The sequence below is a fragment of the Arthrobacter sp. Cza30 genome, assembly GCF_059090765.1.
On sequence record NZ_JBNHGA010000001.1, the window covers coordinates 229,755 to 251,500 of the forward strand.

The 21,746-nt window shown below is 70.8% G+C and carries 23 protein-coding genes; 15 read left to right on the top strand and 8 right to left on the bottom strand.

Features of this window, described 5'->3' with window-relative positions; translation table 11 throughout:
• Positions 1 to 100 precede the first annotated feature (100 nt).
• From AC5RVZ_RS00955 to AC5RVZ_RS00970, 4 genes are all read left to right on the top strand, one after another.
• Positions 101 to 862, top strand: a complete 762-nt coding sequence (locus AC5RVZ_RS00955) for an SDR family NAD(P)-dependent oxidoreductase (protein WP_494063914.1) — start codon at positions 101 to 103, stop codon at positions 860 to 862.
• Between the two features lie 11 nt (positions 863 to 873).
• A complete protein-coding gene (locus tag AC5RVZ_RS00960; RefSeq protein ID WP_494063915.1) occupies positions 874 to 1,659 on the top strand; it encodes an enoyl-CoA hydratase/isomerase family protein in 786 nt (261 codons plus the stop codon).
• Positions 1,660 to 1,783: 124 nt separating this feature from the next.
• On the top strand, positions 1,784 to 2,632 hold the full coding sequence (locus AC5RVZ_RS00965; protein ID WP_494063916.1) for an SDR family oxidoreductase: 849 nt from the start codon (positions 1,784 to 1,786) through the stop codon (positions 2,630 to 2,632).
• Positions 2,633 to 2,655: 23 nt separating this feature from the next.
• Positions 2,656 to 3,036, top strand: a complete 381-nt coding sequence (locus AC5RVZ_RS00970) for a VOC family protein (RefSeq protein WP_494063917.1) — start codon at positions 2,656 to 2,658, stop codon at positions 3,034 to 3,036.
• 22 nt (positions 3,037 to 3,058) lie between these two features.
• Here AC5RVZ_RS00970 and AC5RVZ_RS00975 read toward each other — a convergent pair whose 3' ends face one another.
• Genes AC5RVZ_RS00975 through AC5RVZ_RS00985 form a run of 3 tightly spaced genes read right to left on the bottom strand, consistent with a single transcriptional unit; the run spans position 3,059 to position 5,091 of the window.
• Positions 3,059 to 3,922 (bottom strand): HAD family hydrolase, encoded by an 864-nt coding sequence (locus AC5RVZ_RS00975; RefSeq protein WP_494063918.1) that lies wholly within the window; start codon positions 3,920 to 3,922, stop codon positions 3,059 to 3,061.
• Positions 3,922 to 4,560, bottom strand: coding sequence for a LysE family translocator (locus AC5RVZ_RS00980; protein WP_494063919.1), 639 nt, complete (start codon positions 4,558 to 4,560; stop codon positions 3,922 to 3,924). Before AC5RVZ_RS00980 ends, AC5RVZ_RS00975 begins: the two co-directional genes overlap by 1 nt.
• 54 nt (positions 4,561 to 4,614) lie before the next feature.
• Positions 4,615 to 5,091: a GNAT family N-acetyltransferase gene (locus AC5RVZ_RS00985; RefSeq protein WP_494063920.1), complete on the bottom strand. Its 477-nt coding sequence runs from the start codon at positions 5,089 to 5,091 to the stop codon at positions 4,615 to 4,617.
• Positions 5,092 to 5,143: 52 nt separating this feature from the next.
• Here AC5RVZ_RS00985 and rlmN point away from each other — a divergent pair, with 52 nt between their 5' ends.
• Entirely contained in the window at positions 5,144 to 6,415 is a 1,272-nt protein-coding gene (gene rlmN / locus AC5RVZ_RS00990) for a dual-specificity RNA methyltransferase RlmN (RefSeq protein WP_494063921.1), read from the top strand.
• Positions 6,416 to 6,454: 39 nt separating this feature from the next.
• On the top strand, positions 6,455 to 7,966 hold the full coding sequence (locus tag AC5RVZ_RS00995; RefSeq protein WP_494063922.1) for a DUF4407 domain-containing protein: 1,512 nt from the start codon (positions 6,455 to 6,457) through the stop codon (positions 7,964 to 7,966).
• A gap of 36 nt (positions 7,967 to 8,002) precedes the next feature.
• On the opposite strand, the gene AC5RVZ_RS01000 is transcribed toward AC5RVZ_RS00995, so the two are convergent.
• Entirely contained in the window at positions 8,003 to 8,923 is a 921-nt protein-coding gene (locus AC5RVZ_RS01000; RefSeq protein WP_494063923.1) for a LysR family transcriptional regulator, read from the bottom strand.
• A 96-nt stretch (positions 8,924 to 9,019) separates the two neighbouring features.
• Between AC5RVZ_RS01000 and AC5RVZ_RS01005 the strand changes: the two genes are divergently transcribed.
• Genes AC5RVZ_RS01005 through AC5RVZ_RS01015 form a run of 3 tightly spaced genes read left to right on the top strand, consistent with a single transcriptional unit; the run spans position 9,020 to position 11,508 of the window.
• Complete coding sequence (locus AC5RVZ_RS01005; protein ID WP_494063924.1) at positions 9,020 to 9,955, top strand: aldo/keto reductase; 936 nt, start codon at positions 9,020 to 9,022, stop codon at positions 9,953 to 9,955.
• Between the two features lie 56 nt (positions 9,956 to 10,011).
• Positions 10,012 to 11,025, top strand: coding sequence for an aldo/keto reductase family protein (locus AC5RVZ_RS01010; protein WP_494063925.1), 1,014 nt, complete (start codon positions 10,012 to 10,014; stop codon positions 11,023 to 11,025).
• 9 nt (positions 11,026 to 11,034) lie between these two features.
• A complete protein-coding gene (locus AC5RVZ_RS01015; RefSeq protein ID WP_494063926.1) occupies positions 11,035 to 11,508 on the top strand; it encodes an NUDIX hydrolase in 474 nt (157 codons plus the stop codon).
• Between the two features lie 41 nt (positions 11,509 to 11,549).
• Here the strand turns inward: AC5RVZ_RS01015 and AC5RVZ_RS01020 are convergent, their stop codons facing one another.
• From AC5RVZ_RS01020 to AC5RVZ_RS01035, 4 genes are read right to left on the bottom strand one after another with little or no spacing between them, the layout of a single operon-like run.
• Positions 11,550 to 12,083 (bottom strand): ribonuclease H family protein, encoded by a 534-nt coding sequence (locus AC5RVZ_RS01020; RefSeq protein ID WP_494063927.1) that lies wholly within the window; start codon positions 12,081 to 12,083, stop codon positions 11,550 to 11,552.
• A 10-nt stretch (positions 12,084 to 12,093) separates the two neighbouring features.
• Positions 12,094 to 12,552 (bottom strand): GbsR/MarR family transcriptional regulator, encoded by a 459-nt coding sequence (locus tag AC5RVZ_RS01025; protein WP_494063928.1) that lies wholly within the window; start codon positions 12,550 to 12,552, stop codon positions 12,094 to 12,096.
• A 20-nt stretch (positions 12,553 to 12,572) separates the two neighbouring features.
• Positions 12,573 to 14,192: an ABC transporter permease gene (locus AC5RVZ_RS01030; RefSeq protein WP_494063929.1), complete on the bottom strand. Its 1,620-nt coding sequence runs from the start codon at positions 14,190 to 14,192 to the stop codon at positions 12,573 to 12,575.
• Entirely contained in the window at positions 14,189 to 15,157 is a 969-nt protein-coding gene (locus AC5RVZ_RS01035; RefSeq protein ID WP_494063930.1) for an ABC transporter ATP-binding protein, read from the bottom strand. The genes AC5RVZ_RS01030 and AC5RVZ_RS01035 overlap by 4 nt, the downstream gene beginning before the upstream one ends.
• Before the next feature lie 163 nt (positions 15,158 to 15,320).
• Here AC5RVZ_RS01035 and AC5RVZ_RS01040 point away from each other — a divergent pair, with 163 nt between their 5' ends.
• The 6 genes from AC5RVZ_RS01040 to AC5RVZ_RS01065 all read left to right on the top strand — a co-directional run bounded on the left by AC5RVZ_RS01040 (position 15,321) and on the right by AC5RVZ_RS01065 (position 21,663).
• Positions 15,321 to 16,034, top strand: a complete 714-nt coding sequence (locus tag AC5RVZ_RS01040) for a GntR family transcriptional regulator (protein ID WP_494063931.1) — start codon at positions 15,321 to 15,323, stop codon at positions 16,032 to 16,034.
• A gap of 10 nt (positions 16,035 to 16,044) precedes the next feature.
• Entirely contained in the window at positions 16,045 to 17,571 is a 1,527-nt protein-coding gene (locus AC5RVZ_RS01045) for an MmgE/PrpD family protein (protein ID WP_494063932.1), read from the top strand.
• A 127-nt stretch (positions 17,572 to 17,698) separates the two neighbouring features.
• Positions 17,699 to 18,598, top strand: coding sequence for a methylisocitrate lyase (gene prpB / locus AC5RVZ_RS01050; RefSeq protein WP_494063933.1), 900 nt, complete (start codon positions 17,699 to 17,701; stop codon positions 18,596 to 18,598).
• Positions 18,599 to 18,629: 31 nt separating this feature from the next.
• Entirely contained in the window at positions 18,630 to 19,820 is a 1,191-nt protein-coding gene (locus AC5RVZ_RS01055; RefSeq protein WP_494063934.1) for a bifunctional 2-methylcitrate synthase/citrate synthase, read from the top strand.
• Positions 19,821 to 19,824: 4 nt separating this feature from the next.
• Positions 19,825 to 20,280, top strand: a complete 456-nt coding sequence (locus AC5RVZ_RS01060; protein WP_494063935.1) for a hotdog fold thioesterase — start codon at positions 19,825 to 19,827, stop codon at positions 20,278 to 20,280.
• A 207-nt stretch (positions 20,281 to 20,487) separates the two neighbouring features.
• Positions 20,488 to 21,663 (top strand): thiolase family protein, encoded by a 1,176-nt coding sequence (locus AC5RVZ_RS01065; RefSeq protein WP_494063936.1) that lies wholly within the window; start codon positions 20,488 to 20,490, stop codon positions 21,661 to 21,663.
• Positions 21,664 to 21,746 lie beyond the last annotated feature (83 nt).

Below are 21,746 nucleotides of genomic sequence, written 5' to 3' on the forward strand. Positions count from 1 at the left end.
ACCGGGCGGTCGCATCGGTAGCGTGGGGTGAGGCATGCCGCGCGTGCTGGAACGCAGTACCACGTATGGTGGAACCCGATACCGGTTCGAAGGAGAACGAATGGACATCACGGGTGCGTCCGCTCTCGTCACAGGAGGGGCGAGCGGCCTCGGTCTCGCAACGGCACGCTGCCTCGCCGAAGCTGGAGCGGCCGTCACGATCGTCGACCTTCCGGGCTCGGCCGGCGCCGAGGTCGCACGTGAGTTCGGCGGGTCCTTCTCGCCGGCCGATGTCACCGATGCCGACCAGGTGGCGGCAGCGGTGGCGGCCGCGGCGGCTTCCGATCCGCTGCGCGTCGTCGTGAACTGCGCCGGCATCGCGCCGCCTGCCAAAGTGCTCGACAGGGACGGGATGCCGACGCCGCTCGCCGGCTTCGAGCGCATCGTCCGGGTGAACCTGATCGGCACGTACAACGTCATCGCTCAGGCGTCGGCCGTCATGGCGCAGGCCGACCCCAGCGATTCCGGCGACCGCGGCGTCATCGTCAACACCGCCAGCGTGGCCGCCTTCGACGGGCAGATCGGCCAGCCGGCGTACTCGGCGAGCAAGGGCGGGGTGCACGCCATGACGCTGCCGATCGCGCGGGAACTGGCCCGCTACGGCATCCGGGTGTGCACGATCGCCCCCGGCATCATGGAGACGCCGATGCTGAAAGGCCTGCCGCCGGCCGCGCAGGAGTCGCTCGGGCAGCAGGTGCCCTACCCGCAGCGCCTCGGCACCCCGGACGAGTACGCGCGTCTGGTTCTCGCCATCGTCGACAACGGCTACCTCAACGGCGAGACGATCCGCCTGGACGGCGCGATCCGGATGGCGCCCAAGTGAACGAGGCTGACATGACCGATTCGATCCTCCTCGACGTCCGCGACGGCCTCGCCCGCGTGACGTTCAACCGCCCCGCCTTCCTCAACGCCATGGATTTCGAGATGGGCGCGCGCTGGCGCGACATCGCCCGGACGGTCGTGGACGACGCCTCGGTGGGTGCGGTGATCCTGGATGCCGCCGGCCCGGCGTTCTGCGCGGGCGGCGATGTCATGGCGATGGCGACGTCCGGCGCCGCAGGCGCCGACGTCACCGCCGCCGCGAAAGTCATCCACGAGGGCATCCGGACGTTCGTCGAGTCCGACAAGCCCATCGTCGCCGCGGTGCAGGGCGCGGTCGCCGGCGGCGGGCTCGGACTGATGCTGACGGCCGACTACATCGTTGCGGCGGACTCGGCGAAGTTCGTCAGCAAATACGCGAACATCGGCCTGACGCCCGACCTCGGGGTGTCGACCCTGCTGCCTGCGGCGATCGGTCAGCGCCGGGCGCTTCAGCTGCTGCTGCAGGATGTCACGATCGAGGCCGCGACGGCGCTGGACTGGGGGCTGGTCACCGAGGTGGTCGCTGCGGGACACGTCGCCGGGAGGTCCGAGGAGGTCGCGCGGTCCTGGCTCGACGGTGCCACGGGCGCGTTCGGGCAGGCCAAGCGCCTCATCCGCTCCGGCGCCGGGCGCGCCTTCTCCGACAACCTCGACGACGAGGCCGCGTCGATCGGCGCCCGCTTCAATACCGAGGAATCGAGAGCGCGAGTGGCGGCCTTCGCCGCGGCATCCGCGAAATCCGCTCGACCCCGAGACTGACCATGTCCCGAATTCGCTGCTCGAACGCCCTCCCAGGCCGCATTCCTGGGACACGTCACCGCGAGATCGGGACACACCATCGCCAGGAGCCAGACGTGATCACGGCCAGCAAGGAGACCTCGACATGACCGATGCCGCCAACGGAACACTCGCCGGCAAGACCATCCTGATGTCCGGCGGCAGCCGGGGCATCGGACTCGCCATCGCGCTGCGGGCAGCGCGCGACGGCGCGAACGTCGCGCTCCTGGCCAAGACCGACACGCCGCACCCCAAGCTGGAGGGGACGGTGCACTCCGCCGCCGAGGAGATCCGCGCCGCGGGCGGTCGGGCGCTGCCGATCGTCGGCGACGTCCGCAACGACGACGACGTCACCGAGGCGGTGCTCAAGACCGAGGGCGAGTTCGGCGGCATCGACATCGTCGTGAACAACGCCAGCGTGATCGACCTCTCCGGCTCCCTCGACCTGCCGGCGAAGAAGTACGACCTGATGCAGGACGTCAACGTGCGCGGGACGTTCATGCTGTCGCGGACGGCGATCCCGATCCTGAAGGAGGCCGCGAACCCGCACATCCTGTCGCTCTCGCCGCCGCTGAACCTGTCGCCGCGCTGGCTCGGCGCGCACACCGGCTACACGCTGGCGAAGTACGGCATGACGATGGCGACGCTCGGACTCGCGGCCGAGTTCGCCGACGCCGGCATCGCCGCGAACACGCTCTGGCCGCGCACGACGATCGCGACCGCCGCGGTGCGGTTCGCCCTCGGAGGAGACGCGATGATGAAGGCGAGCCGCACGCCCGAGATCTACGCCGACGCCGCGTACGAGGTGCTCATCAAGCCCTCGCGCGGGTACACCGGGCAGACGCTGATCGTCGAAGACGTCCTCGAAGCGGCCGGCGTGACGGATTTCTCGCGGTACGCCGCCGTGCCCGGGACGCCGGACGAGCAGCTCTTCCCGGACGTCTTCCTGAACTGACAGCGCCGGCGTAAGGTGACCGCATGGCGGTGCGGCAGCTCTTCCCGATCCTGGTGACGCGCGACCTGCCGGCCATCGTGCGCTTCTACGAAGCGGCGCTCGGCGCCGCGGTGACCTACCGCTTCGGTGCCGATGACGTCGACGACTACGTCTCGCTCACGCTCGGCGACGCGTCCCTCGGCATCGGTCGAGACCCCGACGTCGAGCCGGCGCCCGCCGCTCACGACCGCTCGTCGCTGTGGTTCTACGTCGACGACGTCGACAGCGCCTTCGAAGCGTGCATCGCCGCCGGCGCCCAGGCGGATCAGCCGCCGGCCGACATGCCGTGGGGCGAACGGGTCGCCCGCGTGCGCGACCCCGCCGGCAACCTCGTCAACCTCGGCGCCGAACCGGCGGTCGGCTGAAAGCTCCCGCCGGCGGCGCCGGTCAGACCAGGCCCAGCCGCCGGAAGGCGTGCCACACGCCGTCGTCGAGCACGTTCGTCGTGACGAAGTCCGCCATCGCCTTGAGCTCGTCGTGCGCGTTGCCCATGGCGACGCTCGTGCCGCAGACCTGGAACATCTCGACGTCGTTCCAGCTGTCTCCCACGGCGATCGCGCTCGCCGCGTCGCGTCCGAGGTGCTCCAGCAGCAGCTCGATCGCCGACCCCTTGGTGGTGTCGCGCTCGCTGATCTCCCCGTTCGAGCCGCCCGGCAGCGGGATGCTCCCCGGCACCACGAGGAAGTCCTCGCCGAGGTCGGCGCGCAGTTCGTTCAGGCCCTCGGCGTGGTCGCTCACGAACACGGCCTTGGCGATGCGCGTGAGGTCGGCGTCGGCCGTGCTCGGGAACCGGCGGCCGGCGAGGCCGGCGAACGAGTCCTCGGGCCGGAGGCCGCCGCGGGCGGTCTCGCGGTCGCGCAGCTGCTGCAGATACGTCGCGAGCAGCTCCGCCATGTCGTCGCTCGCGTAGACCCCGTCATGCGTCTGCAGGAAATACCGGATGCCACGGGCATGCAAGGCGGACAGCATCCGGTGGGTCAGTGCGGGGGCGAGCGGCCGGTCGGCGACCACCGTGTCACCCGCCGTGACGAGCGCCCCCGAGTTGGTGATCGCCCCGTCGAAGCCGATCTCGGCGACGCGGGGGTGGATGTCGGCCGCCGAGCGTCCGGTGCTGAGGAACACGAGGTGCCCCGCGGCGCGGGCGGCGCGGATCGCCTCGGCCGTCCGCGGTGCGATGTGCTCCCCGTGCTCGAGAAGGGTCCCGTCGACGTCGAGGAAGATGGTGCGCGAGCTCGCGGTGTCCGGCGCCATCAGTGCCGGTCCCCGCTGAACAGCAGGATGCCGCCGAGCCCGATCATGAGCCCACCGCCGGTCGCGGACAGCGTGGCGATGCGGCGCGGGGAGCGGCCGAACCAGGACCGCGCCGCGGCCGCGACCAGCGCCCAGATGCCGTCCGAGACGAGGGCGATGACGAAGAACACCAGGCCGAGCTGCATCATCTGCAGCGGCACGGAGCCGCTGGACAGATCGACGAACTGCGGCAGCACCGCGACGAAGAACGCGATGGTCTTGGGGTTGGTGATGCCCACGAGGAACCCTTCGCTCAGCTGGCGCCACGCGGAGCGGGGCATCGTCGCGCCGGCGGCTTCCGCGGCGGCGCGGGAGCGATGGCGGATGGCCTGGATGCCGAGGAAGACCAGGTAGGCGGCGCCGAGGATCTTCACGGCGGTGAACAGCATCACGGACTGCGCGACGATGCCGCCGACCCCGAGGGCGACGAGCCCGACGACCGGCAGCAGGCCCAGAGCGTTCCCCAGCACGCTGAGCAGACCTCCGATCCGGCCGAGGGCGAGCGCGCGCCCGATCGTGAAGAGCACGCTCGGACCCGGGATCACGATCAGCACCACAGCGGCGAGCGTGAAGGCCAGCAGGTTCTCGAGTGGGACCACGACGTCACCCTAGTCCCCGCGCCGCGCGAGCCGAAGCGCCCGGTGGAGCCGGAGTCAGTCGCGCAGCGACTTGCGCATGAAGACCTGCGCTGTGCCGTCGTCGCCGGGCACCCGCTGGGTCTCGCGGTAGCCCTCGCGCTGGTACAGCCGCAGGTTCGCCTCGCTCAGCGACCCGGTGAACAGCTCCGCCTCGGTCGCGCCGACCTCGCGCCCGCGCGCCTCGACCGCGGCGAGGAGCGTCGTGCCGACGCCTCGGCCCTGCTGATCGGGCGCGATCGCGATGCGGCCGATCAGCAGCAGCTCGCCGTCTCGCTGGGCGCGCACGGCCCCGACGATCCGGGGCCCCGACAGCGCGACGCATCCGAGGTTCTCGCGCAGCTCCGCCTCGAGCTCCTCGAGGGTCTGCGTGAGCGGCGGCATCTCGGGGGTGCCGTAGATGAGGGCCTCCGACACGAACGCCGCGCGCTGGAGGGTCAGCACCTCGCCGGCGTCCTCGGGTCGGATGGGTCTGACCGTCACCTCGTCGCTCACGACACCACGCTAGCCGGGCATCCGTTCAGGCGGGTCGCCTACCCTGGGAACCATGACCGAGATCTCGCCCGTGCGCGCCACGAAGCCCCGTCCGGTGCGCCAGGACGGCGAGTCCGGCGGCGTGGCGCAGGTGCGGCCGCGCACCGAGGGATGGACCCAGAAGAAGGATGCCGAGGGCCGGCCGCTGCTGCAGTTCGCCAGTCCCAAGCGCGGCAAGCCGCCGGTGCATCTGGCCGATCTCACGCCGCCGGAGCGGGTGGCGAAGGTGCAGGAGCTGGGGATGCCGGGGTTTCGGGCCAAGCAGCTGGAGAAGCACTACTTCCGTCACTACACGCACGACCCCGCCGAGATGACGGATCTGCCGGCGGCCGGGCGCGACGAGCTCGTGCACGGTCTCCTCCCGCCGCTGCTCACCGAGGTGCGCCGCCTCGAGACCGACAGCGGCGACACCATCAAGTTCCTGTGGAAGCTGCACGACGGGGCCCTGGTCGAGTCGGTGCTCATGCGGTACCCCGGTCGCATCACGCTGTGCGTGTCGTCGCAGGCCGGATGCGGCATGAACTGCCCCTTCTGCGCCACCGGGCAGGCGGGCCTCACGCGCAACATGTCGGCCGCCGAGATCATCGAGCAGGTCGTCCGGGCGAACCGCATCATCCGCGACCGCGGCTTCGGACGCCCCGAGCATCCCGACGAGCGCGTCACCAACATCGTCTTCATGGGGATGGGTGAGCCGCTGGCCAACTACGCGCGCGTCATGCAGGCGGTGCGGGTCATGACCGACAAGGATCACGGGCTCGGAATGAGCGCACGGGGCATCACGGTGTCGACCGTGGGCCTCGTCCCCGCGATCACGAAGCTCGCGAACGAGGACATCCCCGTCACCTTCGCGCTGTCGCTGCACGCGCCCGACGACCAGTTGCGCGACGAGCTCATCCCGGTCAACTCCCGGTGGAAGGTCGACGAGGCCCTCGATGCGGCACGGGCCTACTTCGAGAAGACCGGGCGCCGCGTGTCGATCGAATACGCCCTGATCAAGGACATGAACGATCACGGGTGGCGCGCCGACCTGCTCGCCGAGAAGCTCAACGCGCGCGGACGAGGCTGGGTGCACGTGAACCCCATCCCGCTCAACCCGACGCCCGGGTCCATCTGGACGGCCTCGGAACGCGACGTCCAGAACGAGTTCGTCCGGCGGCTGAACGCCGCCGGCATCCCGACGACCCTCCGCGACACCCGTGGCAAGGAGATCGACGGCGCGTGCGGCCAGCTGGTCGCGACGGAGGAGGACGTGGCCGCGGCCGCCGTCACGCCGCAGGAGGCGTGACACACCCGACGCCCAGGTTGGCTTGCCTATGGTGGCCGAATGTCTTTTTCCGTTCATCGGCCGGGCAGGTTCGGCTCCGACGGCCGCATCGAGCTCGACGCGGACTCCGAGACGGCGGACGAGCTGTACCTCGACGACCTCCGGAGGGCGCGTGCAGCGTCAGGTGACACAGACGGTCCCGAGGACCCGTTTCCGGCGACCGACGAGCTGATCGACACCCCGGCGCAGCATCGTGCGGGACGCGGCCCCGAAGCCGAGCGCACCGGGGACGCCGAGGGCAGCCCGGAACGCAGCGCCGATCCCGCGCTCGCCGGACGCCCCGCACGCGCGCGGCGGGCACGCAGCCGCGGCTCGGCCGCGCGGCGGCTCGCGGTGCTCGGCGGTGCCGACGGCTCGGTGCTGGATCACGTCCCCACCGAGACGCCCCGCTTCGTCCAGATGTTCTTCGTGCTCGCGGGCACCGCTCTGGTCTCGGCCATCTCGATGTTCTTCGCGCTCACGACGGGTGTGCAGATCCTCGCGTGGGCCGCCGTGCCGCTGGCGATCGTGTGGGCGCTCATCATCTTCAACCTCGACCGCTTCCTCACGTCGACGATGCGCTCGAGCCACAGCATCTGGCGGCTCATCGGCCTCGCGTTCCCGCGCGTGATCATGGCGGCGGTCATCGGCATCGTGGTGGCCGAGCCGCTCGTGCTGCAGATCTTCCACAACGACATCGCCCGCGAGGTCAACGCCACGAATGTCGTGCAGGCGCAGACGGACCAGGACGCGGTCGCGAACGGCCCTGAGAAGCAGGCGCTGGATGCCGCGAGCGAGCGCGTCGCCGCCCTCGAGAGCCAGGCGGCCACCGGCGTCGTCGCGGGCGCCGACACCATGTCGGCGTCGGCCGCGGCCGCGCAGCAGACCGTCGACGATCTGACCGCGAAGCTCGCCGCCCAGCAGCAGGTGATCGATCAGGCACGCGCGATCTACCAGTGCGAGATCAGTGGCGAGGGCGCCGGCGAAGTCGCCGGCTGCAGCGGTGTCGCCGGCGAGGGGGCAAGCTCCGGCGCCGCTCAGGACCAGCTCGAGGCCGCCCAGGCGTCATACGACGACCTGGCCTCGCAGCTGCGCGCCGCCGAGGCCGATCTCGCTGCCGCGCAGGCGACCGGGACCGCGGACGTCGCCGCCTCGGAGGCGCAGAACAAGCAGCAGGCGCGGGACGAGCTGCCGGCCGCACGCGAGCAGTACGAGGCGGCCCTCGCCGCCTACAACGCCCGCGCCGCGGAGATCGCGGGCGGCAACGCCGGTGCGACGGGCCTGCTCAGCCAGATCAGCGGGCTCGAGCGGCTGTCGCACCAGCAGCCGGTGCTCGCGTGGGCGCACTGGCTCATCGCGGGCCTCTTCTTCATGATCGAGCTGCTGCCCGTGCTGGTGAAGGTGCTCACGAGCTGGGGCGAGCCGTCGCTGTACGAGAAGGCCGACGCCCTGCGACGGCAGGTCGCACTGGACCGCGTCACCGCGCGCAGCTGGCGCGAGCGCGTCGACGTCGCCCAGGGCGGCGTGGCATGACCTCGGCGCGCTGATCGCGGCCGTCCGCGCCGACCGTCAGGCGGGCGCCAGCGCCTCGGCCGCCGGCTCGGCGTCACGCGAGGCCCGCTCACTCGCGAGCAGGTCGAGGAGGCGGCCGGCCGACGGATCGGCGGTAGGTGCGACGATCGCCGAGACGACCCACTGGGGCGTCGCATCCTGAGGCAGCGACACCTTCACGAGGCCCTCCGCGTGCGGCTTGGATGCCACGTGCTCCGGCACCAGCGCGATGCCGAGCCCGCGATGGACGAGGTCGAGGAGCGTGTGGACGTCGTCGACGGTGCACCGCACCCGGCGGCGGATCCCGTGAGAGGCGAAGGCCGCGTCGTTGAGCGACCGGACGCCCCACGCGGGGCGGAAATCGACGAACTCGCGATCGGTCAGCTGAGCCCACGCGACGCGGGCCGACCCGGCGAGCGCGTCGTCCGGCGGTGTCAGCAGCACGAGCGGGCGGCGGCCCAGCTCGGTGGCGCGCACCGTGGAGACGTGCTCGGTCGTCGCGACGAAGGCGACGTCGAGTTCGCCGCCGCGCGCCTGCGCCGACAGCTCGTGGGAGCCGGCCTGCGTGAAGTGGATGTCGACCAGCGGATGCCGGCGATGGAAGCGCTCCAGCAGCGGCGGCAGGTCCACGAACCCGAGGCACTGCTCCGCGCCCACGCGCAGGCTCCCGGACAGCTGGTGCGTCGCCCGGACGACGGCATCCCGCCCGGCGGCGGACTCGGCGAGCATGCCCCGCGCGTGCGGCAGCAGAGCGAGCCCCGCATCGGTCGGAACGACACGGCGCGTGGTGCGCGAGAACAGGCTCGTGCCCAGCTCCTCCTCGAGACTGCGGATCGCAGCCGACAGGCCCGACTGCGAGACACCGCAGATCGCCGCTGCGCGCGTGAACTGCTGCTCGTCGGCGAGGGCGACGAAGTACTCCATCTGACGGAGATCCATTCACACACGATACTTCTGAATCGCATTGTTGTCAGTTGTTGGACTTCTGCCTGGTGCGGTGCCTAGGGTGGAACCCCCACGCAGCGAGGAGCAGCAGTGAAGCGAATCCCCTTCGGTCCGGACGCCGCCGAGGCGCCGAACATCGTCCTCGGCCTGATGCGCATCGCCGACAAGACCGATGACGAGGTGCGCGAGCTCGTCCGCACCGCCCGCGACGCCGGCATCGACTTCATCGATCACGCCGACATCTACGGCAAGGAGCTGCACGGCTGCGAGCGCCGCTTCGCCGAGGCGATGCAGCTGACGCCGTCGCAGCGGGAGGGGTTCACCATCCAGACGAAGGCGGGGATCGTCAAGGACGGACCGTACTTCGACTTCTCGTACGAGCACCTGATCCGCTCGGTCGAGGGCTCGCTCGAGGCGCTGCAGACCGACTACATCGACGTCCTCCTGCTGCACCGTCCGGACGCGCTCGTGGAGCCCGACGAGGTGGCCCGGGCCTTCGACGAACTGGAGCAGTCCGGCAAGGTGCGCGCCTTCGGGGTGTCCAACCACACGCCCGGACAGATCGCGCTGCTGAAGACCGCGGTGCGCCAGCCGATCGTCGCCAACCAGCTGCAGCTGTCGATCACCCACGCGCCGATCATCGCGCAGGGGGTCGCGGCCAACATGGCGGGGCTCGAGCAGTCGGTGACGCTCGACGGCGGGGGTGTGGTCGACTACTGCCGCTTGGAGGGCATCACGATCCAGGCGTGGTCGCCGTTCCAGTCCGGCTTCTTCACGGGCACATTCCTGGGTGCGCCCGAGTATGCCGAGCTCAACGAGGTCATCGACCGGCTGGCAGCCGAGTACGACGTCCCGCCGATCGCGATCGCGACCGCCTGGATCACCCGGCATCCCGCCGGCATGCAGGTCGTGCTCGGCACCACGACTCCCGAGCGCGTCGCCGGCGCCGCTCTCGGCTCCGACATCCCGCTCACGCGCGCTCAGTGGTACGAGCTGTTCCGCGCAGCGGGGTACCGCGTCCCCTGAACCGCCGCGCCCTCCCGGCGCGGCACCAGCCACCCCTCGAAAGGAATCACATCCGGATGGTCGAATATCGCTACCTCGGCAACAGCGGGCTCAAGGTCTCGGAGATCACGTACGGCAACTGGGTGACCCACGGGTCGCAGGTGGAGAACGACGCCGCCATCAAGACGGTGCACCGGGCTCTGGATCTCGGCATCACGAGCTTCGACACCGCCGACGTCTACGCCAATACGGCGGCGGAGTCGGTGCTGGGCGAGGCGCTCAAGGGCCAGCGTCGTGAGTCGCTCGAGATCTTCACCAAGGTCTACTGGCCGACCGGGCCCAAGGGACCGAACGACAACGGCCTCAGCCGCAAGCACATCTTCGAGTCCATCAACGGCTCCCTCAAGCGGCTCGGCACCGACTATGTCGAGCTGTACCAGGCGCACCGCTACGACTACGAGACGCCGCTCGAGGAGACCATGCAGGCCTTCGCGGACGTGGTGCGGCAGGGCAAGGCGCTCTACATCGGCGTGTCCGAGTGGACAGCCGAGCAGCTGCGCGAGGGTCACGCCCTCGCCAAGGAGCTGAAGTTCCAGCTGGTGTCCAACCAGCCGCAGTACTCCGCGCTGTGGCGGGTCATCGAGGGCAAGGTCGTGCCGACCTCCGAGGAGCTCGGGATCTCGCAGATCGTCTGGTCGCCGATGGCACAGGGCGTGCTCACGGGCAAGTACCTTCCCGGGCAGCCCGCGCCCGAAGGCTCGCGGGCCACCGACGAGAAGAGCGGCGCGAACTTCATCGCCCGCTTCCTGCGCGACGAGGTCCTCGAGGCGGTGCAGAAGCTCAAGCCGGTCGCCGAGCAGGCCGGGCTCACCATGGCGCAGCTGTCCATCGCGTGGGTGCTGCAGAACAAGAACGTCGCGGCCGCGCTGGTCGGGGCATCCCGCCCCGAGCAGCTCGACGACACGGTCAAGGCGTCCGGCATCGCCCTCGACGCCGACACGATGGCCGCCATCGACGAGGCCCTCGCCCCCGTCGCGGTCACCGACCCGCAGGAGACCTACTCCGTGTCGCCGAAGAAGCGCCCGGCCTGATCTGAGATCATGCCCACGACCAGCGCCGGCATCCTGCTGTACCGGCTCACCGGCCCCGAGCCCGAAGTGCTCATCGCGCACATGGGCGGGCCGTTCTGGGCTGCGAAGGATGCCGGCGCTTGGTCGATCCCGAAGGGCGAGTTCGACGAGGGCGAGGAGCCGGCGCTGGATGCCGCACGCCGGGAGTTCCGCGAGGAGCTGGGGGTCGACCCGCCCGAGGGGCCGTATGCCGAGCTGGGGACGTTCCCGTACTCGTCGGGCAAGCGGGTGACGGTGTTCGTCGCCGACGGCGAGGACTTCACGGTCGAGAACCTGGAGTTCGGCGAGTTCGAGATGGAGTGGCCGCCCCGCTCAGGGCGGACCGCGTCCTTCCCGGAGGTCGACCGCGCCGAGTGGATGGGGCTGGATGCCGCCCGGGAGCGCCTGGTGAAGGGCCAGCGCGCCGCCATCGATCAGCTGCAGGAGCACCTCGCCGCGCTGTGAGCTGCGCGTCCCGGATGGGCGACGAAGGAGGCCGGTCCGCCTCAGCGTCCGTTGCGGGGGGCGCTCGAGACGTCGATCCGATCCTGTGAGCCCAGCGACGACCACGCGCTCGCGACGCCCTTGGCGGCATGCTCGGATGCCCGCACGGCGCGTTCGTCCGCCCACGCGTTGAGCACGTGTCCGGAGTGGCCGCGCACATGCTCGAGCACGACATCGGGAAGGCCCGCCGCGCGGCGCGCGTCCCGCACGCGGATCAGCTGCTCGAGCAGATCGACGTTCTTCGTCGGCGCCCCCGTCGAGGTCTTCCAGCCCCGGCGGCGATGACCGTCCATCCACTTCTCGTACGTGTCGATCGCGTACCGGGAGTCGGCCTGGACGACGAGATCGACCACATCCATGTGGTCCTCGATGGCCTTGAGCAGTCCGGTGAGCTCGCCGATGTTGTTCGTCCCGAGCGGGATCGACCCCGCGGCCCAGTGGCCGTCCTCCCCGACCCACGCCCATCCGGTCGGTCCGGGGTTGCCCTTGCAGGCGCCGTCGGTGGCCACGATGTAGCGGGGAGGAGCGTCGGTCACTCAGGCAAGGCTACCGGCGCTGCGCTCTCCACTCGTCCACGAGCTGCGGCATCCGCTCGGTCAGGAAGCGCAGGAAGTCGGCGGTCTCGCGGGCGCGCGCGACCGACGCGGGAGCATCCTCGTTCTCATCCGCGATGCGCTCCATGTGCGCCGCGAGGGCGGCGTACAGGGGAGCGTTCGACGTGATCATGCCGGCCCACGCGTCGTCGGTCAGGTCGTAGCGGTCACGACGGTCGCCGGGCCGCGACAACCGCTGGATGAGCCGCATCGAGATGAGGTACCGCACGGCGCCCGACACGGCTGCGGCCGAGACGCCGAGCCGGTCGGCCAGCTCCGCGGCGGTGTACCCCTCATCGGGCGAGCCGACGAGCGCCATCATCACGCGGGCAGGCATCCGAGCCATGCCGGCCGCCGCCAGCATCGCCGCTGCCTGCTCCGCGGATTCGACGCCCGGATGCCCATCGCCCATGGATCCTCCCCTACTCGAACCTATCCGCCCGGGGCGAGTTCGCGACGTCGCATGAAGGCGAGCGCCGCCGCGCCCCCGCTGAGCATCGCGATCGAGAGCCACAGGATGCCTCCCTGATCGACACCGTCGCCGTCCGGGACCGGGATGGCAGCGAAGGGCGAGAGAGCGACGAGGTCTTCGTCGATGCCGAAGATCGTCCCGAACAGAGCCAGGCAGGCCGCCGCCAGGACCAGCGCCCATCCGACGACGACTGTCGCCCGTGGTGCGACGGCGAACACCAGCGCTGCGAGCACGGCGAACACCGTCGCGGCGAGGGCCTGCCCGGCTCCGACCACCAGGGCATCCCCGACCAGCGACTCCTCGCCCCCTGACGCCGTCAGGGCGATCCCCGCCCCGAGGACCGCGGCGCCCGCGATGACGACGATGCCGAGCAGTGCGACGACCAGGAACGCGCTGAGCCATCTCACCCGGCTCACCGGCGTCGCGAGCGCCGCCTCGGCCGTGCCATGCGTCTCCTCCTGCCGTGCACGCTGGACGGTCTGCACGCCGTAGCACGCCGCCAGGACGCCGACCATGACGAAGAACGTCACGATGAGGCCCTGATCCATCGATCCTTCGGCGGCGAGCTGATCGAGGATCGCCCTGACGGCCGGGTTCTCCGACGCGACCTGCTGCACCACCGAGGCGAGAGATGTCGAGAGGATGCCGACCACCGCCGCGCCGACGGTCCAGGCGATGAGCGAGCCGGCGCTCAGCCGCCACACCAGTCCCACCGGGCCGGAGAGGAGCGGGGATGCCGCCGGACGAGCCCGGCGCGCGGCGAGCACACCGGTTCCCAGGTCACGCGCCGACTTCAGGACCAGGGCGATCCCGATGAGCGCTGCCGACACGCCGAGCGCGAGAAGCAGGGGAAGCGGATCATCATCGGCGAACGGGCGGCTGTTCTCGGCCCACACGAAGGGCGAGACCCACGCCAGCCCGCTGCTGGTCATCCGGGTCAGCGTGTCGTCGGGTGCGCCGAGGGCGTTGCCGATGCCGCCCACGAGGAACGTCCCGACGAGCAGCATCACGGTCAGCGAGTTGGCGGCTCGTGCGCTGTGGAACAGCTGCGCCGCCAGCAGCCCGACGGCGAGGAAGACCACGCCCGTGGCGGCGATCGCCGCGCCGGTGAATGCGCTCCCGGCGAGGCCGAGACCGCTGAGGAGCAGTCCACTCGCGCCCGCCACGCCGATCAGTGCGCATGCGAGCACACCGTGCAGGAGGGTGGCGGCGAACGGCACCCCTCGCCCGGCAGGTGTGGCCGCCACGAGTTCGGCCCGTCCGGTCTCCTCCTCGGCCCGGCTGTGCCGGACCGCGAGGAACCCCGCCATGAGGGCGGCGAGCATCGCGAGGAACGGCAGCACCAGGAACACGATGAACGCCCCTTCGTCGGTGCCCGACGGAAGCCCGCGGAAGAGCAGGACCACGGGATTGGCCACCGCCAGCGCCAGCAGCGAGGTGCGCTCCTCGAGCGAGCCGAAGGATTGGGCCACTCCCACGCTCGAGCCGTACGCGAGCACGGCTGTCGCGAGCGTCCACACGGCCAGCTGCGCGCCGTCGCGCTGCGCGCGCAGCCCGAGGAGGGCCGTGAAGCCGTTCACCGGGCACCCTCGAGTCGGCCACCGGACACTCCGGCACTCGACGATGCGCGGTCTCCTGCGTCGCCGCGGAGCTCGTCGCCGTAGTGGCGCAGGAAGAGCTCCTCGAGCGACGGCGGTGCGATACGCAGCCCCGAGACGCGTCGCCGCGCGAGCTCGGGCAGCACGGTCGCCACCGCATCGCTGTCGACGGTGAAGCGCACGCGTCCGTCCCGGGCGCTGACGTCATGGACCCCGGTCAGCTCCGCGAAGGCGGCGGCATCGGCGCCTTCGAACGAGACCTCGTCGCGCGTCAGGTGCCGCAGCTCCGACAGGGTGCCGCTCTCGACCACGCGGCCCGCTCGGATGATGGACACGCGGTCGCACAGGTGCTCGACCTCCGAGAGGATGTGGCTCGACAGCAGCACCGTGGCTCCGGCATCCCGGACCCGTTCGATCTCGCGGCGGAACATGACCTCCATGAGGGGATCGAGGCCGCTGGTGGGCTCGTCGAGGATGTAGAGGTCGGCCGGCACGGCGAACGCGGCGATGAGAGCGACCTTCTGCCGGTTGCCCTTCGAGTACGCCCGACCCTTCTTCCGGGGGTCGAACTCGAAGGCCTCCATCAGCCGCTGCTTCTCGGTGCGGTACCGGGCGTCGTGCCGGGACGCACCGCGAAGCCGCGCCATGAGGTCGATCGCCTCACCTCCGGACAGGTTCGGCCAGACGCTGACATCGCCCGGGACGTAGGCGATGCGGCGATGCAGCGCGACGGCATCCCGCCACGGGTCGGCACCGAAGACGGATGCCTCGCCGCCGGATCTGCGCGCAAGGCCGAGCAGGATCCGGATGGTGGTGGACTTCCCGGCGCCGTTCGGGCCCAGGAACCCGTGGATCCGGCCCTCCTCGACGACGAGGTCGAGGCCGTCGAGGGCGTGGACGCTGCCATAGGTCTTGGTCAGGCCGCTCGTGCGGATGACGGTGTTCATGGTGGCGAGGATACGCGCGTTTCATGAATTTGTGAATCGTGTAGCGCTCGGGACGAGCGCATCGGCGGCTTTGTATACCAGTCGACCGAGCATCCTGCCTTTCGCTCCCGATCTGACCGCGTTTGTATACACTGGGTCGGGCCGTGGTGAAGGAGGTGACGCCGTGCGAGCCAGTGACCGCGCGTACGCGACGCTCCTCGATGAGATCCAGTCCGGTGTGCTCCGTCCCGGCGCCGTCCTCGGCGAAGTCGAGCAGGCGGCCCGCCTGGGGGTCAGCCGCACCCCGCTGCGAGAGGCGCTCGGACGCCTCGCCGCGGACGGGCTCGTGGCCCAGCAGTCGCCGCGCGTGACCGTCGTCACGGCGATCGACGCCGACGACATCCGCGAGATCTTCGAGGTGCGACGCGCACTCGAGGAATCCGCCGCGCGGCTGGCCGCCGCACGAGGGGATGCGGCGGCGTTCGCGGAGCTCGAGCGTGCGTTCGCCGGCGTCGATCTCGACGGCGGTGACGGACTCGACTCCTACTACCGGCTCATCGCCCGCTTCGACGAGACGCTCGACGACGCGGTGGCCAACGACTATCTCACCGCCGCGCTGCGCACCGTCCGCAATCACCTCGTCAGGGTGCGCAGGCTCGCTCGTGACAACCGGGACCGGCTGACGGCATCCGTCGCCGAGCACCGGCTCATAGCCTCCGCCATCGCCCGCGGCGACGCCGACCTCGCCGCGCACGCGACCCATGTGCACCTGCACAACGCGCTGACCAACATCCTCGAATCCCTCGACGCCGCGTCCCGGCCGTCGGGCCACGGCGATGGCTCGCATGCCGTCACGCCCGCCGGCCCGTCGGAGCTCGTCGACGGGCCGCGCCCCTGAAAGGACGATCATGACCGTCATCCACCATCTCCGCGTCCACCGCAGCGACGAGAACCTCCCTCGCGAGGGGCAGCTGGCGTGGCACATCGCCCAGGTCGCAACGGACCCCGTCGAGGTCGACGGCGATGTGGTCGACATGATCATCAACCGTGTGATCGACAACGCCGCCGTGGCTGCGGCATCCCTCACCCGTCGCCCGGTCAGCGCGGCGCGTCAGCAGGCCCTCGACCACGCGGTGTCGGTCGGCGGCGCGGGGGCGACGGTCTTCGGGTGCGCCCTCGAGCGCCGCACCTCACCGGAGTGGGCCGCCTGGGCCAACGGCGTCGCGGTGCGGGAGCTGGACTTCCACGACACGTTCCTCGCGGCGGACTACTCGCACCCCGGTGACAACATCCCCCCGATCCTCGCCGTCGCGCAGCACGTCGGGGCCGACGGGCGCGCGCTGGTGCGCGGGATCGCGACCGGCTACGAGATCCAGATCGACCTCGTGCGCGCCATCTGCCTGCACAAGCACAAGATCGACCACGTGGCGCACCTGGGACCCTCCGCCGCGGCCGGCATCGGCACGCTCCTCGGACTGGACGTCGAGACGATCTATCAGGCCGTGGGCCAGGCGCTGCACACCACGACCGCCACGCGCCAGTCCCGGAAGGGGGAGATCTCCACCTGGAAGGCGCACGCACCGGCCTTCGCCGGGAAGATGGCCGTCGAGGCGGTCGACCGCGCGATGCGCGGCGAGACCTCGCCGAGCCCGATCTACGAGGGCGAGGACGGCGTCATCGCGTGGCTCCTGGACGGGCCGGATGCCACCTACGACGTGCCGCTTCCCGCCGCCGGGGAGCCCAAGCGCGGCATCCTGGACTCGTACACGAAGGAGCACTCGGCCGAGTATCAGGCGCAGGCCTGGATCGACCTCGCCCGGCGGCTCGGCACCGAGCGGCCGGAGCTGCGGGACCCCGCGAACATCGAGTCGATCGTGCTGCACACCTCGCACCACACCCACTACGTCATCGGGTCGGGCGCGGGCGACCCGCAGAAGTACGATCCGAGCGCTTCCCGTGAGACCCTCGACCACTCGATCCCGTACATCTTCGCCGTGGCGCTGCAGGACGGCGGGTGGCACCACGTGCACTCGTACCTGCCCGAGCGCGCTGCCCGTCCCGACACGGTGGAGCTGTGGCGCAAGGTCTCGACGGCGGAGGACCCTGAGTGGACCCGTCGGTACCACTCGGAGGACCCGGACGAGAAGGCGTTCGGCGGTCGCGTGGTGATCACGCTCACCGACGGATCCGTCGTCGAGGACGAGATCGCCGTCGCCGACGCCCACCCGGTGGGCGCCCGCCCCTTCGCGCGCGAGGACTACATCCGCAAGTTCCGCACCCTCGCCGAGGGCGTGCTCGCCGCTGCCGAGATCGAGCGCTTCCTCGAGCTCGCGCAGCGTCTGCCGGAGCTCACGCCCGAAGAGGTGCAGCAGCTGACCATCGTCGCGGACTTCGGCGTGCTCGCCTCCGCCCCGGCGCCGAAGGGCCTGTTCTGATGTCGATCTGGCTTGCTGCCACCGCGCATGACTCAGGCAGATCCGGCCAGAAGCGCCCGCTTCCGGTCCATCCGGAACTGATCTGCCTGAGTTATGCGCACGCGGAGGGGCAGAGGAGGAATCGCTGATGCTGTACTCGACCGTGTCACCCGCCGAGAAGCGGCGGCTCCTCCGCGAGCGGCTCGACTCGGGTGAGCTGCTGCGCTTCCCCGGCGCCTTCAACCCGCTCAGCGCCCGCCTGATCGAGCGGAAGGGCTTCGAGGGGGTGTACATCTCGGGCGCCGTGCTGTCGGCCGACCTCGGGCTTCCCGACATCGGCCTCACCACGCTCACGGAGGTGGCGGGGCGCGGCCAGCAGATCGCCCGCATGACCGACCTGCCGGCCATCATCGACGCCGACACCGGATTCGGCGAGCCCATGAACGTCGCGCGCACGATCCAGACCCTCGAGGACGCGGGCCTTGCCGGCACGCACATCGAGGACCAGATCAACCCCAAGCGCTGCGGGCACCTCGACGGGAAGGCCGTCGTCGACGAGGACACCGCCGTCAAGCGCATCCGCGCCGCCGCCGACGCCCGCCGTGACCCGAACTTCCTCCTCATGGCGCGCACCGACATCCGGGCGGTGGAGGGGATGGACGCCGCGATCGACCGGGCGAAGGCGCTGGTCGACGCCGGCGCCGATGCGATCTTCCCCGAGGCCATGCGCACGCTCGAGGAGTTCGCGGCGATCCGCGCCGCGGTCGACGTGCCGATCCTCGCCAACATGACCGAGTTCGGCAAGTCCGACCTCTTCAGCGTGGACCAGCTGCGCGACGTGGGCGTCAACATCGTGATCTGGCCGGTCTCGCTCCTGCGGATCGCCATGGGCGCGGCATCCCGTGCACTCGATACGCTCGACGAGGAGGGGCACCTCGCCTCCAAGCTCGACGAGATGCAGCACCGCGCCGACCTGTACGACCTGATCGACTACGAGCAGTACAACCACTTCGACTCGAACGTCTTCAACTTCCACATCCAGCGGTGAGCGACCGGGAGTCCAGCAAAGGAGCAGGCACATGACCGAACCCGACATCAAGAAGGGCCTCGCCGGCGTCGTCGTGGACTACACGGCGATCTCGAAGGTCAATCCCGAGACCAACTCGCTGCTGTACCGCGGATACCCGGTCCAGGAGCTCGCGTCGACGCAGCCGTTCGAGGCGGTGGCGTACCTGCTGTGGCACGGCGAGCTGCCGAACGACGTGCAGCTGGCACAGCTGCGGGCGACCGAGCGGTCGTACCGCCACCTTCCGGTGGACGTGCGCGCCGCGATCGATCTCGTGCCGATCGACGCGCACCCGATGGACGAGGTGCGCACCGCGGTGAGTCTCATCGGCGCCCGTGACCTCGCGGGGTCGGGATCGGTGCTCGACGCCAGTGGAAGCGCGGAGGAGAACCTGGCGCGCAGCATCCGTCTCTTCGCGGTCCTGCCGGCGATCGTCGCCTACGGCCAGCGCCGTCGCCGCGGCCTGCAGCCGGTGGCGCCGCGGGACGACCTCGACTACTCGGCGAACTTCCTGTGGATGACCTTCGGCGAGGAGGCCGATGGCGTCGTCGTCGACGCGTTCAACCGCTCGATGATCCTCTACGCCGAGCACTCCTTCAACGCCTCGACGTTCACGGCGAGGGTGATCGCGTCGACCCTCAGCGACCTGTACTCGGCTGTCGTCGGTGCGATCGGCGCTCTCAAAGGACCGCTGCACGGCGGCGCGAACGAAGCCGTGCTGCACATCTTCACCGAGATCGGGTCGGCCGAGAAGGTCGGGCCGTGGCTGGACGAGGCCCTCGCCCAGAAGCGGAAGATCATGGGCTTCGGGCACCGCGTGTACAAGCGCGGCGACTCGCGCGTGCCGACGATGAAGGCGGCCCTGGACACGCTCGTCGAGCACTACGACCGACCGGATGTCGCCGCGCTGTACGACGCGCTCGAGTCGGAATTCGTCAGTCGCAAGGGCATCTACCCCAACCTCGACTATCCATCGGGTCCGGCGTACAGCCTCATGGGCTTCGACACGGCGACCTTCACGCCGCTGTTCGTCGCCGCCCGCGTCACCGGGTGGACCGCGCACATCATGGAGCAGCTCGCCGCGAACGCGCTCATCCGTCCGCTGTCGGAGTACAACGGTCCGGCGGAGCGGCACATCGAGGGGTACGTCCCGGATGCCGCGACGCTCGAGGCCGCCGAGCGCGCCGAGGAGTCCGCGGGATGACGCGATGACCCTGTGGCACGGCGACGTCGCCGCCGTCGACCTCCCGGCGATGGCGACCGGCACGCTCATCGAGAACCTCGGGATCGAGATCGTCGAGGTGCGCGACGACGCACTGGTGGGCCGGATGCCGGTGGATCACCGCACCGTGCAGCCGGCCGGTGTGCTGCACGGCGGGGCATCCGTCGCGCTCGCCGAGACCCTCGCATCGTGGGCCGGGTACCTGGCGGTCGACCGCGAGAAGTTCCACGTCGTCGGGCAGGAGATCAACGCGAACCACGTCCGCCCGATCGCGTCCGGCTGGGTGACCGCGACGGCCACTCCCGCGAACATCGGCCGCCGCGCGCACGTGTGGGAGATCCGCATCGTCGACGAGGCGGGCCGGCTGGTGTGCATCTCGCGGTGCACGCTCGCCGTGATCGAGCAGCGCAGCACCTACGCCCCGCCCGGCTCGCGCGGCTGACGCGCCGCCGTGCAGCATCCGCCTCCCGTCGAGACCGCACGTACTCGCCGGGGCCGCACGCTGCCGGCGCCGTCGACGTGCTGACTCGGCGAGAGGATGCGGTCTCGACGAGGGAGACGAGGGAGACGACGGAGACGAGGGAGACGAGGAAGACGAGGGGGCGAGGGAAGGGCGGGAGGGACGTAGGCTCGAAGGAGGAGGAGAACCATGCCCGCAGCCGTCATCGTCGACGTCGTCCGCACTCCGTCCGGGCGCGGGAAGCCCGGCGGTGCGCTCAGCGGCGTGCACCCGGTGGACCTGGCGGCGCACGTGCTCACCGGGCTGCTGGAGCGCAACGGCCTCGAGTCGCGACAGGTCGACGACGTGCTGCTGGGATGCGTGAGCCAGATCGGCGACCAGGCGATGAACATCGCGCGGCAGGCCGTGCTCGCGGCCGGGTTCGACCAGACCGTTCCCGCCGTCACGATCGATCGCCAGTGCGGATCCAGTCAGCAGGCGGCGCATTTCGCCGCGCAGGGCGTGATCGCCGGCGCGTACGACATCGTGATCGCGGGCGGTGTCGAGTCGATGAGCCGGGTGCCCCTCGGCTCCTCCCAGCAGGGCGGCTCGCCGGCGTCAGGCATCCGCCGCCGCTACCCGGACGGCCTGGTGAATCAGGGTGTGTCGGCGGAGCTCATCGCCCACCGCTGGGGTCTGTCCCGTGGGGACCTCGACGCGTTCGCGGTGCTGTCGCACGAGCGGGCCGCGGATGCCTGGGCGAAGGGGTGCTTCGACTCCCAGGTGCTTCCGGTCCTCGGTGCGGAAGAGGCGGTCGCGTTCGACGAGACCGTGCGACCCGGCACGACGACCGAGGGGCTCGCGGGCCTGAGCCCGGCGTTCCGCACGGAGGAGCTGGCCGCGCGGTTCCCGGAGCTGGACTGGCGGATCACGGCGGGCAGCTCGTCGCCGCTGACGGATGCCGCTTCCGCGGTCCTGATCATGAGCGAGCAGAAGGCGACGGAGTTGGGCCTGACGCCGCGGGCGCGCTTCCACTCGTTCGCCGTGGTCGGCGACGACCCCGTCATGATGCTCACCGGGCCGATCCCCGCCACGCGGCGCATTCTCGAGCGCAGCGGACTCTCGCTCGACGAGCTGGACGCGTACGAGGTGAACGAGGCCTTCGCATCGGTCCCGCTCGCCTGGCTGCAGGAGCTGGATGCCGATCCGGCGAAGCTGAATCCGTGGGGCGGTGCGATCGCCCTCGGTCACGCGGTCGGCGCGTCCGGCACGCGGCTCCTCGGCACCCTCGTGTCGTATCTCGAGGCGACCGGCGGTCGTTACGGTCTGCAGACGATGTGCGAGGGCGGCGGCATGGCGAACGCGACGATCATCGAGCGGCTCTGAGCGCTTCGTCGCTGTCGCAGCCGTACGCGGCCGTCGCCCGGCTGGGGATGCGCGGTGGACCGCGGGGATCGGTGACCGGGCCT

What these genes read in the sequence shown, in the direction of transcription:
- AC5RVZ_RS00955 (WP_494063914.1), top strand. Translation starts at nt 101, where the DNA reads ATGGACATCACGGGTGCGTCCGCTCTCGTCACAGGAGGGGCGAGCGGC.
- AC5RVZ_RS00960 (WP_494063915.1), top strand. Translation starts at nt 874, where the DNA reads ATGACCGATTCGATCCTCCTCGACGTCCGCGACGGCCTCGCCCGCGTG.
- AC5RVZ_RS00965 (WP_494063916.1), top strand. Translation starts at nt 1,784, where the DNA reads ATGACCGATGCCGCCAACGGAACACTCGCCGGCAAGACCATCCTGATG.
- AC5RVZ_RS00970 (WP_494063917.1), top strand. Translation starts at nt 2,656, where the DNA reads ATGGCGGTGCGGCAGCTCTTCCCGATCCTGGTGACGCGCGACCTGCCG.
- AC5RVZ_RS00975 (WP_494063918.1), bottom strand. Translation starts at nt 3,922, where the DNA reads ATGGCGCCGGACACCGCGAGCTCGCGCACCATCTTCCTCGACGTCGAC.
- rlmN (WP_494063921.1), top strand. Translation starts at nt 5,144, where the DNA reads ATGACCGAGATCTCGCCCGTGCGCGCCACGAAGCCCCGTCCGGTGCGC.
- AC5RVZ_RS00995 (WP_494063922.1), top strand. Translation starts at nt 6,455, where the DNA reads ATGTCTTTTTCCGTTCATCGGCCGGGCAGGTTCGGCTCCGACGGCCGC.
- AC5RVZ_RS01000 (WP_494063923.1), bottom strand. Translation starts at nt 8,923, where the DNA reads ATGGATCTCCGTCAGATGGAGTACTTCGTCGCCCTCGCCGACGAGCAG.
- AC5RVZ_RS01010 (WP_494063925.1), top strand. Translation starts at nt 10,012, where the DNA reads ATGGTCGAATATCGCTACCTCGGCAACAGCGGGCTCAAGGTCTCGGAG.
- AC5RVZ_RS01015 (WP_494063926.1), top strand. Translation starts at nt 11,035, where the DNA reads ATGCCCACGACCAGCGCCGGCATCCTGCTGTACCGGCTCACCGGCCCC.
- AC5RVZ_RS01025 (WP_494063928.1), bottom strand. Translation starts at nt 12,552, where the DNA reads ATGGGCGATGGGCATCCGGGCGTCGAATCCGCGGAGCAGGCAGCGGCG.
- AC5RVZ_RS01035 (WP_494063930.1), bottom strand. Translation starts at nt 15,157, where the DNA reads ATGAACACCGTCATCCGCACGAGCGGCCTGACCAAGACCTATGGCAGC.
- AC5RVZ_RS01045 (WP_494063932.1), top strand. Translation starts at nt 16,045, where the DNA reads ATGACCGTCATCCACCATCTCCGCGTCCACCGCAGCGACGAGAACCTC.
- prpB (WP_494063933.1), top strand. Translation starts at nt 17,699, where the DNA reads ATGCTGTACTCGACCGTGTCACCCGCCGAGAAGCGGCGGCTCCTCCGC.
- AC5RVZ_RS01055 (WP_494063934.1), top strand. Translation starts at nt 18,630, where the DNA reads ATGACCGAACCCGACATCAAGAAGGGCCTCGCCGGCGTCGTCGTGGAC.
- AC5RVZ_RS01060 (WP_494063935.1), top strand. Translation starts at nt 19,825, where the DNA reads ATGACCCTGTGGCACGGCGACGTCGCCGCCGTCGACCTCCCGGCGATG.
- AC5RVZ_RS01065 (WP_494063936.1), top strand. Translation starts at nt 20,488, where the DNA reads ATGCCCGCAGCCGTCATCGTCGACGTCGTCCGCACTCCGTCCGGGCGC.